This is a genomic window from Bacteriovorax sp. PP10, assembly GCF_035013165.1.
Taxonomy (GTDB): Bacteria; Bdellovibrionota; Bacteriovoracia; order Bacteriovoracales; family Bacteriovoracaceae; genus Bacteriovorax; species Bacteriovorax antarcticus.
Genome location: NZ_JAYGJQ010000001.1, coordinates 1,109,054 through 1,123,657, shown reverse-complemented (window position 1 = coordinate 1,123,657; position 14,604 = coordinate 1,109,054). Strand labels below are relative to the sequence as shown.

The following is a 14,604-nucleotide window of genomic DNA, read 5'->3' as shown; positions in this document are numbered from 1 at the left end:
ATGCTAAAAGCCATACCTTTTATTTTATTCATCCTTTTTCTGGTCGCCAATCCTGCCAAGGCAGAATCGTTGACTCTATTGGCCATTCCATTAGGTGATGGTTCAAGCTTTGACTACACCGTTGACCTTCAAGAACAATGCTCTTTCAAAAAAGTAACTGATATCACTTACCCAAGTTTCGAGCAGGCCAAAAAAATAAATTTTCTGCTGGATAAGTTAAGCTTCTTTCAAAAGAAACTTAATTTGGAAATTGATAAGAAAGAAATTTCGCCGGAAAGAATTAGCCTCTCACTAAAAGGAGCGCAAAACATTTATTATGAATTTTTCTTTAAAAAAGAAGAACAATCTCCTGGATGTAGTCTGGTCCGCGTCCTTCACTTTAATAATAAAACTTATAATCTTGATCATATAAAGGTGGAGTACAATACAATTTTAAAATCTCCGGTGGTTGATAAAATTATTGTTTACAGTGGTAACGGCTCATCAGAAGAAGATCTTTATCTCTATCCCTGGCAATTAAGAGGTCAGATGTCGGCCTATGAGCTCAACATTGGTCCGGCCGTTAATATTCATACCAATATTCGATTAAACAATTTAGACAAATACCAAAAAAACAATCCTGTCGTTGAACCTATTCCCGCCTTCTTTTTTAGATACGGCCCATTTTTTATTAATAAAAATGGTCTTGGATCTCTGCTTTATAATAGTGGTAACTTTAGTATTCTTGGAATGGGATTACTTGAAGGAGAGCCTTATAGAGCTCAAGGTTTATATGACAGAGAGCAAGGCGTCTTCATAGGATCAATTATTAAATATAATTATGTAGAATTCACCTACTATAACGATTTTCTAAAAAACAAAGGTTACAGCTTAAAACTTAATCTTGCCCCTGAATTTTTCTATCGCCTCTCTTGGAAATTTGCACCTCAACTTTTTATCCAATACTGGAACAGAGCTTACGTGGAATATTATTTTGGAGTGAAGCCAGAAGAAGTGAGTCCAACATGGAAGTTTTATAAAGGCTCACCGACAATCAATTATGGGACAATGTTTGAGATTAATCACTTCGTAAAAAAATGGACCTTTGCCCTAAGCACCGGAGTTAAATTTTACGGAAAAGAAGTTTACCATTCTCCCACTGTCACCAGACAAAATGAAGTGAGATTCATAGCCACTGTCATGTATAAAGTCTTTTAATAGACTAGCAAATCGCACGGTTAAATTTAAAATGCGTTTTCCATCATTGCTCCACAATTGCATGACATGATGGCACATGGAAATAGCTTCAACAAACAGACCCCATTCACTCACTTCAAACCAGGTCAAAGACTTTTGGTTCTTAGGTGGATTAAGTATTCTCATCTGGTTTCTTTTTATAATCTTTGATCCAATGAAGGCCAATTCTGAATTGATCTCGACTCGCTTTGTTCAAGTAGGCACACTTTTTTCGTGGCTATCATTTATCTGCAACTACCCTCATTTTCTTATTTCTTATCGTTTTGCTTATACAAGAGGAGCAAAATTTATTTTGCAAAGTTGGCTTCCACTTATCGCCGTTCCCCTTGCACTCCTATTCTTATATATGATGAGCTATTTCTACTTTAATGAAATTATATCAAATAACTCCGCGATCATTTACTTGAACTCTTTATTGCTGAAAACTGGTCTGGCCTTTCAAATTGGTGAGCAGGCAAACCTAGGAACCGAGTTACTCGCATTTTCAGTCCGCATTATGTACATCACTGTTGGCTGGCATTACGCCAAACAAATTTTTGGATGCATGATGGTTTATGGCAATTATTCTGCTTACAATTTCTCTTTAAGACAAAAGCAGCTCATTAAAATAAGTCTCTTCAGTATCGCCTTCTTTAATTTTTTCTTTGTCAGTATTCCTGCTGCTGATGCCACGACCTCAACTGGATACTTCTTTAATATTCCATTAAATGCCATTGGTTTTTCGGTTCTCTTTATTGCATTTTTTAAATACACAGTTTTGATTACCTCTGCACTGGTTTTATATTTTGTCTTTTATAAGAATTATCAGAAAACCAAAAAGCTTCCCCCGCTCAATGTACTCGTTGGATATGTGGCCTTTCATATCTGGTGGTTTCCTCCGATTAGGCAAAATGAGTTTTACTTTTTAACAATTCCATTTTTTCATTCTCTTCAGTACCTGCCCTTTGCTTACAGACTCGAAGTGGCCCGTGGTGAAAAATCGAATAAAGAAAACTTTTTTATCTCACTTAAGATGATCGCTTTAGTCGTTGCCGGAATTCTGGCCTTTGAAACCATCCCCCATTTCCTGGACACAGAACTAAATTCAATCAGTCACTTTAATACCTGGTTCTTCATGATCAGTTTTGCAGTCTTCATTAATATTCATCATTTTTTCATTGATAGCGTTATCTGGAAATTCAACCATAAAGACATAAGAGATAAGATCTTGAGTTAAAATTTTCTTTACACCACTCTTATTGCAGGTGAAATTATGACTATTAATAATTCACTATCCAAAGAGTGGCACTTGGCAACATCCCCTGATATTTTCCCTGCTAAAATCACGTCCATTGAGCAGGCGACTAAAAAAATAAAAACGTTTCGATTAAATTTTGGTGAGCGCTCTTACATGTTCAGACCAGGGCAGTGGATTGACCTCTATGGCCCCAATGATATCGGTATCGGTGGTTACACCATTACTTCTTCAATCAATGACCAGGGTTTTATTGATCTCGCCGTCAGAGAGTCCACGACTCATCCTGTGACAAAATATCTTCACAATGAAGCTAGGCTTGGCGATGAAGTCATGATCACAGAAGGCCAGGGAAAATTTTTTCTGACTCCTGAACTGATGAATGTCTCTCTTACTTTAATTGCCGGTGGTATTGGAATCACTCCCCTGCTTTCAATGATTCGAAGTGTAGATAAAAAGAAAAATCCTATTAAAGTTTTTTATTCTGTATCTTCTGATGAAGACATCCTCTTCAAAGAAGAACTTGCTCCTTTCACGATTTTCACCGTGACTAAAACTCCTACCGATCAATGGAATGGTGAAACTGGCAGAATCAATCTGGAGTTTCTAAAAAAACATGAATGCAATTTTAATTCTCATTTTTTCATTTGTGGGCCAAGACCACTTATTGATGGATTAACTAAAGAGCTGCAGGATTTTGGTATCCCAAAAGAGAGAATTCACTTTGAGAAGTGGTGGTAAGGTTTTAGCGGTAAACGAAACAAATTAATTTACCTTCTTCTGAAGGGTGATCTTTGTTCATCATTTTATATGACCCAATAAAGTGGGTCTGATCGCTTCCTTCATAATCAGGTTCAATGACATCTGTCACTTTCATTTCAATCACTGAATCGCCATCCATCATCACCATACTCGTCGGCATTAAAAATGAAAGATAATCAACTCTATTTACAGGATCAATCAGTGTTCTTTTTTCTGCATAAGTCACAGAAATATTCTCAGCATCAATCGTGTGAATTTCATCTATGTCCTCATTTGAAACAACATTCATTCCCGACATACTGCGGTTAAGCTCGATGATCTGGCCATTTTCACAGGTTTGAAACTCATTCATATAAAATCTGATATCTGGAGCAAATGGCGTCGTGCAAATGAAAGAGGCAACAACCGTATCTCCTAAACATTCCTGCGTTTTAGCAAAAGAAGGAGTGGCCATCATCGTTGCGAGAAATAAACTAAGTCCAATTCTTGAGAGCGTCATATAATTACCTGAGTGTTATTTTATAGAACGCTACTTTTATTTGAAAGTATTTACAATACTCTTTGTTTCATTCCTCATGATTTTTTAAAAGTTCCAAGGCCATGTGCACCATGGCGATTTAATTGAGAGAAGTGCTTCTCTACCCATTCTCATTTTGTCTTCCTTCACCTGTTCAGATAATGTTTATATATGAAGATCGAAATACCTTTTCGAACATTCGCTGCTATCTTAATTTTTGCCACCGTAACATTCTTAGTAATAGAATTGAGATATCAACTGTTGCTATTTTTTATTGCCATGATTGTCGCCATGACATTATCCACTGTGAAAAAATTCTTAATCAAAAAAGGAATGCTCAAAAAGATCGCCACTCCTCTTATTATACTTTTCTACTTTGGAATTTTGTTTTCCATTTTATTTTTAATTATTCCGACACTCGTAGGCCAGCTGATGGACCTCTCCCTTCACTTCCCTGAAATTAAGTCCAAAATCCTGACCATGCCATTTGCTAGTTCTTTAGTAAAAAACGTCAATGAACTTCTTCAAAATTCTCCAGACCTGATAAAAAATGCGGAAAGCTTGTTGCCTGTCATAGGGAAACAAACCTTCGGCGGACTTCTTAGCATGGGGATATTTTTTATTGTTTCGTTATACATGTTTCTAGATGGCAATCGTTCATATCGCTGGTTTCGCTCACACTTTAATGAAAGAGTTCAGGAAAGAATGGACCAAACGGTGCGTGATATAGAGCCTATCATGACGGCCTACGTATTTGGACAAGTCACAACATCAACCCTTGCGGCCCTTGTTGTTTTTGTTTCGGCAACTCTCTTACATATTCCCGCGGCCCTGACTCTTGCCGTACTTGCAGCTTTCTTTGATATTCTTCCAGGTATTGGATTTATTCTCATCGCTTTTACTTCTTCGATTATGGGTCTTGCAGCAGGAGCAGAAGCTGCCCTTCTTATTTTTGCCATTTTAACGGCCTATCATTTATTTGAAAGTTACGTACTCACTCCCTACATCTACGGAAATAGAATGAAGCTTTCGCCTTTGGTTGTTTTGTTGTCATTAATTTTTGCTGGAACGATTGCAGGAGTTCCTGGAATGATTGCAATCCTACCGATGGTGGCCGCGTACAGTACGATTGAAAAATTATGGTTAAGAGATCTTCTTAAACAGCATTAACTCTTCTGAGCTAACTCGCGTGCTTTATCCTTTTTACTTTTTCTCTTACCTTTTACCGGTGCCTGTCCTTTGATGACCACAGGTGCCTCTCCGGTAAGCTCAAATCCATTAATCATTTCACGCTCAAGTCTAATCTGTGCGCGCTTTTCAATTAATTTGAAATGCTCCTGGTCTTCATGACTAATAAAAGTCACGGCCAGTCCTTTTTCTCCAGCGCGTCCGGTTCTTCCGATGCGGTGGATATAGTCAGCAGGAGATCTTGGAAGATCAAAGTTAATAACTAACGTCAGCTTATTAATATCAATTCCTCTTGCTGCAACATCTGTTGCCACTAGGAAATCAATTTTCTTATCTTTAAAGTCTGACAATGCTTTATTTCTTTCAGGTTGAGAAAGATCACCATGAATGGCGCCAGCTCTCACTCCTACTTTTTTCAATTTCTCTGACAGATTTCCCGCGGCCGTTTTACTTGAAACGAAAATCAAAGCATTCTTCCATTTTTCCATAACGATTAAATGGCGAAGTAACATTCCACGATTTTCTTTATTAACTTCAATCACTCTTTGAAAAATATTTTCAACTGTCGGAGTGTCATCTTCAATTTTGATATGCTCTGGTGCTGCTGAAATTCTCTTAACGATCTCCAGAACTTTTTCCGGATAAGTTGCAGAGAAAAATAAATTTTGTCTCTTACCTGAAATTTCCTGCAAAACTAAATCTAATTCAGCTGCAAACCCAAGATCCAAAATTTTATCGGCTTCATCTAAAACTAAAAATTTAATATCGCTTAGACTTAAAACTTTCTGTCCGATTAAATCTAATAGACGTCCAGGAGTTGCCACGACAACATCCACTCCATCTGCCAGAGCTCTGGTTTGTTGATCAATGCTTTCGCCACCGATAACTGTTAACACTGATACTTTATTTTCTAAGAACTCTCCAAAGCGATAAAAAGCACCTGAGACTTGAAGAGCAAGCTCTCTTGTCGGAGTCAAAATTAATGCCTGAATCGTTTTACTTTCACTAGTTTTTTCAGCACTGATTTTTTGCAATAGAGGCCAGGCAAAACATGCAGTTTTTCCCGATCCGGTTTGAGCTTCAATGAGAAGATCTCTTCCTTCAAGGATAAGCGGCAATGTGATTTCCTGAATGCGTGTTGGTTCCGTAAAACCTGACTTCTCTACCGCGAGAAGCAATTCATCAGTTAAGCCTAATTCTTTAAAGTTTTCATCGTTTTTCATTTATAACCCTATATAGCAATATGCAGATAGAATAACAATCCCAGTATTTATGTAAAGGTTATTTAGGCACCTAGGAAAAACTAACAGTCATTGAAAGCTCACCTAGAATGAACTAAAATGGGACTCTTTTCGATGGAGAATCCCTTTGCAGCAGAATAAAAAAAGTCACGCGACACTTATATTGATTCTGGGCTCTTTAACCGCCCTTTCACCCTTTTCAATTGATATGTACTTATCGGCCTTCCCTCAGATGGCCCATGCGTTTAATACCAACGTTGCAGAAGTTTCACTCACTCTTTCAAGTTACTTTATTGGTCTGGCCTCAGGTCAGTTATTTTACGGCCCGGTGATGGATCGTTTTGGACGTAAAAAACCACTTTATTTTGGTCTTATCATTTACATCCTGGCCTCAATTGCATGTGCCCTTTCAAACTCTATTAATTCACTGATTGCTTTTAGATTTCTTCAGGCCGTTGGTGGTTGTGCTGCCAGTGTTGGATCATTTGCCATGGTCAGAGATTTATTTGAACCAAAAGAAAGTGCAAAAGTTTTCTCAATGCTTATTTTAATTTTAGGAGTTTCACCACTTCTTGCTCCAACGATTGGTGGTTACCTGGCCGTGCATTCAGGCTGGGCCTCGGTGTTTGTTGTACTCGCAGCGATCGCCATTATTATTTTAACCGTAGTCTTTTTTAAATTACCCGAAAGTCATAAAGCGGATACATCTCACGTTCTTCACCCGATGCCGATTATAAGAAACTATCTTTCAATCCTTCGTGAGCCTCAATTTTACACTTATGCAATTTCTGGAGCTATTGGTTTTTCCGGACTCTTTGTTTACCTTGCTGCCTCTCCTACCATCTTCATGGAAATTTTCGGAGTAAGTGAACAAACTTATGGTTGGATCTTTGCTTTCATCGCTATGGGATTAATTGGTATGAGTCAGGTCAATGTTCTACTCATTAAAAAATTCTCAAACGAAAGTATTCTTCTTTCTTCACTACTAGCATTAACAGTTGCAAGTTTCATCTTCTTAATCTGCTCATACTTTGATTGGTATAATCTCTACAGTGTAGTGGGAACGATGTTTGTCTTTCTATGCTGTATTGGACTTTCAAATCCTAACTCTGCTTCACTTGCGATGGCGCCATTTGGTTCAAAAGCAGGAAGTGCTGCTGCGATGTTAGGCTTCTTGCAAATGGCAGCAGGAGCTCTGGTTTCGGTCTGTGTAGGAGTCTTAAAGGCCCAACAACTTTTCCCTGTAGCAGGGATTTTTGTCGGGACTTCAGTGATTGCAGTACTTATTTTAGTTTGGGGAAGTAAAAATATTGTGAACAAAGTTGCGAGTGATCCCAACTCTGTTGAAGTGATGGCCCATTAATTTTTTTGTTCTTGCTCTAAGGCATTCGAAATTTTAACTGTTAATACTTCATTGATAAATTTTTCAACTAAGACCTTAGTATCTTCTCGTTGACTGTATTCAGATTCTTCTAAAATTGTTTTGGCCTTCTGTAATTCTTCAACTGGAACTTTTTCGTATCCACGAGTTGAATTATATCCAAATCCCCAGGCGTAATCTGTATCACCCGGCTTTCCACCGATGCGAACTCCAATGTACATAATAAAACTAGATAACGAAGCCCCTGAGAGTTTCACACACTCTTTAAGCCCTTTATCAGAAGATTTTTTTTCATCTTCAGTTCCACCAATCCAATAGTGCATATCATGTGTAAAACAACAGTCTGCCCATTGAGATGGATCTTCTTTTCCTCCCTCGGGCCACTTCGAGCAGTAGTCATTAACAAAAGGTTTAAGCTCTACGGCTTCATTAGAAGATTGAGCAAATGTAGGAAGAGAAAAAGACAGAGTTAAAACAAGAATTAAAAATTTCATTAAAAGATCCATTAAAAGTGATTAATAAAGAACACGACGTATAGATTGCAATACGGCTGCCAAACTTCCCTGAGTGCAAAGAGTAGTACTTAACGCAACTCTGACCTAGTAAAAGGGTAATAATGTCGCTTTCTTCTTTTTATGATATTTTTTTATTTAACAGGAGAATTACGATGAAAAACATAATAGCTCTTTTTTTCCTTCTTCTTTTATCCACACCAATTATCGCCGCTGAACAATGGTTCTGTACAGGTTATGGAACACTCAACACTGGTGGCCCATCAGGACCTATCACTTTTCCTGTTCATGGCAGAGGTGAAACTGAATTTGAGGCGATGACAAATACTTTGCAAAACTGCCGCATGCAAGGATTGCAAATGTGTATGATCAATTCTTGTTATGAAGGTTAAGAATTACTCTAACCTGTAAGGCATATTAGTTTCAGGGTTGATCGCTGCTGATATAGGAGACAGTGGAAGTTTAGTACCATCTGCTGTCATCCAGATATTCACTTGTAAACCTGGAACACTCTTATAGAGAAAATCTAGATTTTTAAAATCTACCAGAGACATCACTTCACTAAAATCTGGTTTTGAATCCCCTTCTACGAAACGATTATTTGATCTTATAGTAAAAGAAAGTGGGCGCTTCATTTGTCCCGCCCATCCGATAGTATAGTTATTATCAATGAACTGAATTCTCAGCTCACTCATACATTCTTTAGTTGGCTTAAAAGACCCATTCATTTCCAACTGCTTTCTATCTTTCAGTCTAATTTTGTAATAAACATTTTCGCCTGCTTTATTTTTTTCAACAGCGAGGTCAAACGTTTTAGATTCAGTAATATATTCTGAAGAATCCCCAAAAACGATTTTTTCATAACGACAATTTAATATGATTTGTGGATGAACGCTAAAGCGATTCTCCATCACGTAAAAATCCATATCAAAAGGATTCACTACGGTAGACGCGGCCAGAAGAGTTTGTGGAATAATAGATAAGCAAAGTAACGTTAAAAGAAGTTTCATAACTACACCCAAATATTAAAGGCAAAACCTTTCAATATTATGGGATGGCGGTAATTATAAGTCTATTTAGATTTAAAGAATTCCAGCAGGCAAAGGATTTCCCTCACCTGCTGAAATGATAATTAGTAATTTCTACAAGTAAAAGCGTTAGACTGAACTCTGTTTAATGCATAATTTCTAGCATCAGTACCGTTCATATTTAATCCAGTTCCAGAGTAAGCAAAAGTATAGGCCGCGCTGAACTCTTGCTCTAAATTGTAGTTAGAACAAAATTTATCAATGTTGGCCACCGTGAATGCTGTCGCATCTGTACCTGTATAGTTAAGCCCATTCCCAGAATAAGCAAAAGTTCTGATACGAGTTCCGTTTTTTACGTATTGATCAGCGTAAGCACATGGATACTTACGTGCCCACTCTTGAGCAAAGTTAGTTGCCGATACACCGTCATAATTTAATCCATTTCCAGAGTATGCAAAGTTTTTAACCTTTACGAAAGCGGCCTGGAAAACACTTGTTGGTTCTCTTTCACAGCTTACTGTTGATGGATATGGTGGGTACGGAGGATATGATGGTCCTGGTTGAGATGGCCATGGATCACGTCCTGGTCCTGGTCCTGGCCCATTGTTACCGTAATCAGTTCCAACTCTCGCTAAAATCACGTCAGCATTATTAAGTGCTTTTAGAACTTGAATTTTTTCATCTTGAGTAAGGCGTTCTGCCATTTGTGAATTATTAGTTACACGTCTTGCAAGCGATCTGATTTGATCGTCCATTGGTGCAGCTTGTACTAACTGAGATCCTAGAATAAGTGTTAATGCTAAAAATGACTTCATGGTTACTCCTGTCTTTGTAGTGGAGGTTTTTTTACCATAAATAGAAAAATATTTTGGAATTTGTAATTTTTTCATGGATCAAAGTGCTGACTTTGAGAGTCAGCACTTCGAAAACTTGGAATTTATCTACTATTGCTTAAATTTGTGAGTCTTTTTTCCAGTTCGGTCTTAAGACCATTCAAGGAATCATTCTTAGCATCCTCAGTTTGTTTTTTATCCTGACGAAAAACAGCAGGGTACTTTCTATTGATTAAAACCTCAGACTCAGCTGTCAGGTATAAAAATTCATTACGAACATCCCACATCACTGCTCTGCTGATAAAAAGAATATCAGAGACTGAAGCTGGAACAAAAAGTGCCGGAAATAGGGCCACGTAAGTCCATGCCCATTGAGTCGTGTACTGATCAACATCATTAACTGCGCTCACAATAATTAAAGCATCTGCTCCCTGTTGAGCTGCTGTTGCTCTTAGAGATCTTAAATCTGTCCCCGAAGACACAGCTGGACTGATCATAAAAACTTTTGAAATTTCGCCATTCTTTTTAAATTTCTCTACAGTACTTAAGATTTTTTGCTTATCTGTATCTGCCCAGTTCCATAACTTCTCTTCGCCTATTAGAACTGGCTCTTGAAAATAAATTCCTACTTTGAATGGTTTTGGTAACTGCGCTTTTTTATCGATTTTTTGCTTAATATCTGTATTGGTCGGGGCAGACTTGCTATTAAGCTGATCTCTCAAAGCTTCGCGGTTAAATCCTCTGCTCGTTGAACAACTCGTAATTAGTAAAATGGCCGATAAGATAAAAATTCTATTCACTGGTCTCTCCTTCTTGAAAGTTTTCGACGTGTTAATCGTAACTAGTCTATTGGCAATAAAATGAAATGTCTCACATTCTCTGACATATTTTGAGATTAAAAAAAATGCAACAGTGCCACGGTGGCGCTGAGGTTTTATATGCACCACTCTCTCTCAAATTAAGTCTGGAGATTTTAAGAAATCCAAATTGGTCATCAGATTGCATTAGGGAGACCAACGTTTATCATTACAAATTTTCTGGGGGAAATATGCACCACGCGAAGCGTTTTTTATTCTTAATTCTTTTAACTTTAACTTTTACTTCAACGCAGTCGATCGCTGGAGGCCTTACTGAAATCGAGCGCCCTGATTGCTTAAGCTTTCCTAAAATTATTGATTTTAAAAATGCAGTCGCAAATGTTCATTACGAAATGAAATCATATGAGACCACGTGCGATCACAATGGGAATAATTGTGATTACAATGAATACTTACAAATCAATTATAAATATCTCAATGTTTCGACTTCTGATTTTTATTCAAGAGATGGAAAATTTGTAACAACTAGAATAATAAAAATTTTATCTGATTTAACTGCAAATGGTTATAAGCATGAGAATGAAGAAATAGAAGCTCTATGGAATATGGCCGCGGCCGACTTGAGAGAACAAATTACGAAGGCCATCTATAATGATCCTAACGGAGCATGTGAAGATTCTGTTTATAAAAATTAGGTTTATTGAGGGAATAATCGTGACCTCATAAGGTTAGGATGCCAAATTTGGGCCTTTTAAAGAAAAGGCCCAAATCGTCCGATAAGAATGCAAGAGTTTACCTATGATGAAGCTATCTGCATTCTTATTTTTAATTGCGCTGACGGCAACGAGTTGTTCTCAATTCGATATTCACCGCATCCCTTCTGATGACTCTTCATCAACGACTCAAACTATTTCTAAGGAACTCATCGGGATCTACACCGGAACCTTCGATCCACCAACTAATTCTCATAAAAAAATCATGATGCTGGCGATTGAAAAATATCATGTCAACCAGCTCAATATTTACGTTAATATTTCAGGTACCAAAGACTTCAAAACGTCTTACCTGGAAAGAGAGGCCATGATTGCAGGAATGCTTGGTAAAAACTTCTCTAAAGTAAAAATCATGCCTATCCTTCAAGAAAACAAAGAAGACGTTATCGCTGCAGTTGATGAAGGCCCAGGGATTCAAACGCTTCAGTTCAGTGGCCAGGACTCATTCGATACAATGCCAGCAGATATTGTCCGCGCACGCAATAGAAGATGGGTCGTTATCCCAAGAGGTGACTCTCCGGTTAATATTCCAGATAATAGTCATGTTGATGTCATAGATCCTATTGATGACACTTCTTCATCGCAAATCCGAAAATTGATTGCTGAAAATCGCCTGGATGAAGCTAATATTGACCCTTTTGTCGCCGATTATATTCGTAAGAAGCATTTATATATTCCACTTGAAGGCAGCGCTGCTGAAGTCAAATTAGAGATGTATGAAAGAGTCTTTACGCAATATATGAAAGAACTAAAGGCCCTAAGACCTGACTTAAATCTTGAAGATGTCGTTTTGCCTAAGTATTTACCGGAACAATCAATATCAGCATGGCCGACAAAATTTACAAATCTTATTATGACTAAAGAAAGTATGGTTGGTGCGCCTGCTGAAAACTACAGAATTTTTTCTACGAATCTACTTAATAAAATCCTATTAGATGTTTCGAAGCCTACTCCACCAGCAACATCACCTTGTGACCCATCTCAATTCATTCATATGTTTCAATAGTCTATTGATAAAAAACTAAAAATGCAGTCTTTGTTTATCACATTATCCAAGCTAGAATTCCAAGCTATGAATCAATCTTTCTGGACCTCTATTGACTCTCTTCCTGAAGACCTTCTTCTGTCCAAGGAACTCGTTTATGACAAATGTTCATATACATGCTCCCTTCCTGTTTCAGAAGCTGAGAGCAGTGAATATGGCGCTCACGAATTCAAACTCAATAACCTTGCAATTAAATTTCGAATCGCTAAAACGACTCCTACTAAAATAGGACAATTTGTGACGTTGTGGAAGAGAAGCAAGGCCGGGCCAATTGCACCTTTTGATCTTTCAGACAAAATAGATTTTTTTATTATAAGCACGAGAAAAGGAAAACGCCTGGGACTCTTCATATTCCCCAAAGCAGTCTTGTGTGAGCATGGAATTGTTTCAACTAAAACTACTGAAGGGAAACGTGCCATAAGGGTTTATCCATCATGGGATAAAACAGAAAGCAAACAAGCTCAGAAGACTCAAAAATGGCAATTGAATTACTTCCTGGAAATTCCTGAGAAAGATATTGTTGATATTAAACAGGCTAAAGCGCTTTTAAGTTAACTCTAGAAGTCTGCTCTACTCTTTCCTGGAAAATTTTGGCCCAAGCTCTACCAATCCCTGCATCTGAACTTGAAATTTCTAATAATAAATTTGAAAACTTCTCATCAAGTAGTTCTACATCTCTCAACGCCGAACTATTTTGATAATCATTAAGAATGGCCTGATTCGCTCTCACTTTAATCTTTTCTTGAAGAGCACGTGGGTTTGTGTATGTTAATTTAATATTTTCATAGTAATCAGCATTAAGATCATAACCTGCTTTTTTATACACGCATGAAAGCAAGTCAGCTAGCTTTGTATCTTCGGGAGATTGTAAAAAATCTCTTCTCAAGTTATTTAATGCTTTGGTAGTCATAACCGAACTCGCACCCGAGCAGTATTCTTTAGCGATAGTATTTTTATGAAACTTTTTATGTTTCAAATCTTGAAAGTTATTAATCTCTTTATCGATACAAGCAAGGTCATCACCGCAAGTTTCTTTAATTTCGCTTACAGCATTAAAGAATTTGTATGAATTTAAAAGTGCTGTCTTATTTTCTCTATAATAAAAACTTAAAGATCTAATTGCTGTTTTTTTAATCAAAGTCACAGACTGCTCACGATTAAGACTTGGCATAATCGATTTTGCATTCGCAATAGTCGCTGAAACTAATGGCGTGGCCCCACTCGTTGCTCCGAATGTTCCTTTCACACCTTTACCATCAGTCGCGGCCATATATTCATCTGCCGGTGCAAGGATTGCGAGCTTGCTTGATTCTTGTGAGTAAACTGTTTGTTGACCAAAGGGAGAATAAGATCCAACCAATACAACTGCAGCTTCGTTTTCAATGGGATCCATTGCTTCCGGGTATTCGTTACCGGCAGCTAAAACCCAAACAATTCTTTCTTGATCTACTTTTTGGGCCAGATCAGCGACGAGCTTTGCTCCTGACCACCCAACAGAGTTAGAAATAACCATGGGTTTATTTTCTAATGACATGAGTTCTTTAACAGCGCTTGAAAAATAAATAGCAGGTGCTACGTTTTTCAATTGAACATAATCAATAATAGTTGAAACAGACTGAAGCCCCTCGCCATTGATAATATTGGCGACATTTGTCCCATGGTGAGCAGTGACTTTTCTTGATCTGTTCTTGGCAATATCGACATTAATATTTAATGGATTATTGATAAACTCTTTTTCAAACCCGATATCATAAATAGAAAATGGCACTCTCTTCACATCTGATCGAAGGGCCATATCTTCTTTAACTAAATCTGCACCAATGTATTCTGTGGCCCAAAAAGGCGTTAGCGACATTCCTTCAACCTGTAAGGCCTCTCGGTCTTCCATTGGAATAAATGCTTGCGCTGAAGTTGATAACAGTACTGTAAATAGGGTTAGTGCTTTAATATTCATCCCTGGATTATCTCAAAAGAGGATAATCTATGCAGGGATTTTGAAAATATTACGGGCCTGTCTACTCTTTAGACAGAGCTAA

At 37.6% G+C, this 14,604-nt stretch carries 16 protein-coding genes; 9 read left to right on the top strand and 7 right to left on the bottom strand.

The window, feature by feature from the left end; translation table 11 throughout:
* From SHI21_RS05525 to SHI21_RS05515, 3 genes are all read left to right on the top strand, one after another.
* Positions 1 to 1,197, top strand: coding sequence for a MipA/OmpV family protein (locus SHI21_RS05525; RefSeq protein WP_323575263.1), 1,197 nt, complete (start codon positions 1 to 3; stop codon positions 1,195 to 1,197).
* A gap of 76 nt (positions 1,198 to 1,273) precedes the next feature.
* Positions 1,274 to 2,452, top strand: a complete 1,179-nt coding sequence (locus SHI21_RS05520) for a hypothetical protein (RefSeq protein ID WP_323575262.1) — start codon at positions 1,274 to 1,276, stop codon at positions 2,450 to 2,452.
* Positions 2,453 to 2,488: 36 nt separating this feature from the next.
* Positions 2,489 to 3,211, top strand: a complete 723-nt coding sequence (locus SHI21_RS05515; protein WP_323575261.1) for an FAD-dependent oxidoreductase — start codon at positions 2,489 to 2,491, stop codon at positions 3,209 to 3,211.
* Positions 3,212 to 3,215: 4 nt separating this feature from the next.
* On the opposite strand, the gene SHI21_RS05510 is transcribed toward SHI21_RS05515, so the two are convergent.
* Positions 3,216 to 3,731, bottom strand: coding sequence for a hypothetical protein (locus SHI21_RS05510; protein ID WP_323575260.1), 516 nt, complete (start codon positions 3,729 to 3,731; stop codon positions 3,216 to 3,218).
* Between the two features lie 189 nt (positions 3,732 to 3,920).
* Between SHI21_RS05510 and SHI21_RS05505 the strand changes: the two genes are divergently transcribed.
* Entirely contained in the window at positions 3,921 to 4,919 is a 999-nt protein-coding gene (locus tag SHI21_RS05505; RefSeq protein WP_323575259.1) for an AI-2E family transporter, read from the top strand.
* Here SHI21_RS05505 and SHI21_RS05500 read toward each other — a convergent pair.
* Positions 4,916 to 6,160, bottom strand: a complete 1,245-nt coding sequence (locus SHI21_RS05500) for a DEAD/DEAH box helicase (protein WP_323575258.1) — start codon at positions 6,158 to 6,160, stop codon at positions 4,916 to 4,918. The genes SHI21_RS05505 and SHI21_RS05500 overlap by 4 nt on opposite strands.
* A 145-nt stretch (positions 6,161 to 6,305) precedes the next feature.
* On the opposite strand from SHI21_RS05500, the gene SHI21_RS05495 reads away from it, so the two are divergent.
* Positions 6,306 to 7,541 carry a multidrug effflux MFS transporter gene (locus SHI21_RS05495; RefSeq protein WP_323575257.1) on the top strand — a complete coding sequence of 412 codons (1,236 nt, stop codon included), beginning with the start codon at positions 6,306 to 6,308 and terminating at the stop codon, positions 7,539 to 7,541.
* On the opposite strand, the gene SHI21_RS05490 is transcribed toward SHI21_RS05495, so the two are convergent.
* The gene (locus SHI21_RS05490) at positions 7,538 to 8,053 is read right to left on the bottom strand and encodes a hypothetical protein (RefSeq protein WP_323575256.1); all 516 of its coding nucleotides are present in this window, start codon (positions 8,051 to 8,053) and stop codon (positions 7,538 to 7,540) included. The genes SHI21_RS05495 and SHI21_RS05490 overlap by 4 nt on opposite strands.
* 173 nt (positions 8,054 to 8,226) lie before the next feature.
* Between SHI21_RS05490 and SHI21_RS05485 the strand changes: the two genes are divergently transcribed.
* Positions 8,227 to 8,463, top strand: a complete 237-nt coding sequence (locus SHI21_RS05485; RefSeq protein ID WP_323575255.1) for a hypothetical protein — start codon at positions 8,227 to 8,229, stop codon at positions 8,461 to 8,463.
* Positions 8,464 to 8,466: 3 nt separating this feature from the next.
* Here SHI21_RS05485 and SHI21_RS05480 read toward each other — a convergent pair whose 3' ends face one another.
* The 3 genes from SHI21_RS05480 to SHI21_RS05470 all read right to left on the bottom strand — a co-directional run bounded on the left by SHI21_RS05480 (position 8,467) and on the right by SHI21_RS05470 (position 10,732).
* Positions 8,467 to 9,081, bottom strand: a complete 615-nt coding sequence (locus SHI21_RS05480) for a hypothetical protein (RefSeq protein ID WP_323575254.1) — start codon at positions 9,079 to 9,081, stop codon at positions 8,467 to 8,469.
* Between the two features lie 122 nt (positions 9,082 to 9,203).
* On the bottom strand, positions 9,204 to 9,914 hold the full coding sequence (locus SHI21_RS05475) for a hypothetical protein (protein ID WP_323575252.1): 711 nt from the start codon (positions 9,912 to 9,914) through the stop codon (positions 9,204 to 9,206).
* Between the two features lie 122 nt (positions 9,915 to 10,036).
* A complete protein-coding gene (locus SHI21_RS05470; protein WP_323575251.1) occupies positions 10,037 to 10,732 on the bottom strand; it encodes a hypothetical protein in 696 nt (231 codons plus the stop codon).
* A gap of 248 nt (positions 10,733 to 10,980) precedes the next feature.
* Here SHI21_RS05470 and SHI21_RS05465 point away from each other — a divergent pair, with 248 nt between their 5' ends.
* The 3 genes from SHI21_RS05465 to SHI21_RS05455 all read left to right on the top strand — a co-directional run bounded on the left by SHI21_RS05465 (position 10,981) and on the right by SHI21_RS05455 (position 13,123).
* Positions 10,981 to 11,445, top strand: a complete 465-nt coding sequence (locus tag SHI21_RS05465; RefSeq protein WP_323575250.1) for a hypothetical protein — start codon at positions 10,981 to 10,983, stop codon at positions 11,443 to 11,445.
* A gap of 103 nt (positions 11,446 to 11,548) precedes the next feature.
* Positions 11,549 to 12,529, top strand: a complete 981-nt coding sequence (locus SHI21_RS05460; protein WP_323575249.1) for a nucleotidyl transferase family protein — start codon at positions 11,549 to 11,551, stop codon at positions 12,527 to 12,529.
* 66 nt (positions 12,530 to 12,595) lie between these two features.
* Positions 12,596 to 13,123, top strand: a complete 528-nt coding sequence (locus SHI21_RS05455; protein WP_323575248.1) for a MepB family protein — start codon at positions 12,596 to 12,598, stop codon at positions 13,121 to 13,123.
* Here SHI21_RS05455 and SHI21_RS05450 read toward each other — a convergent pair.
* A complete protein-coding gene (locus SHI21_RS05450; RefSeq protein ID WP_323575247.1) occupies positions 13,104 to 14,522 on the bottom strand; it encodes a S8 family serine peptidase in 1,419 nt (472 codons plus the stop codon). The two genes, SHI21_RS05455 and SHI21_RS05450, sit on opposite strands and share 20 nt — an antisense overlap.
* Positions 14,523 to 14,604 lie beyond the last annotated feature (82 nt).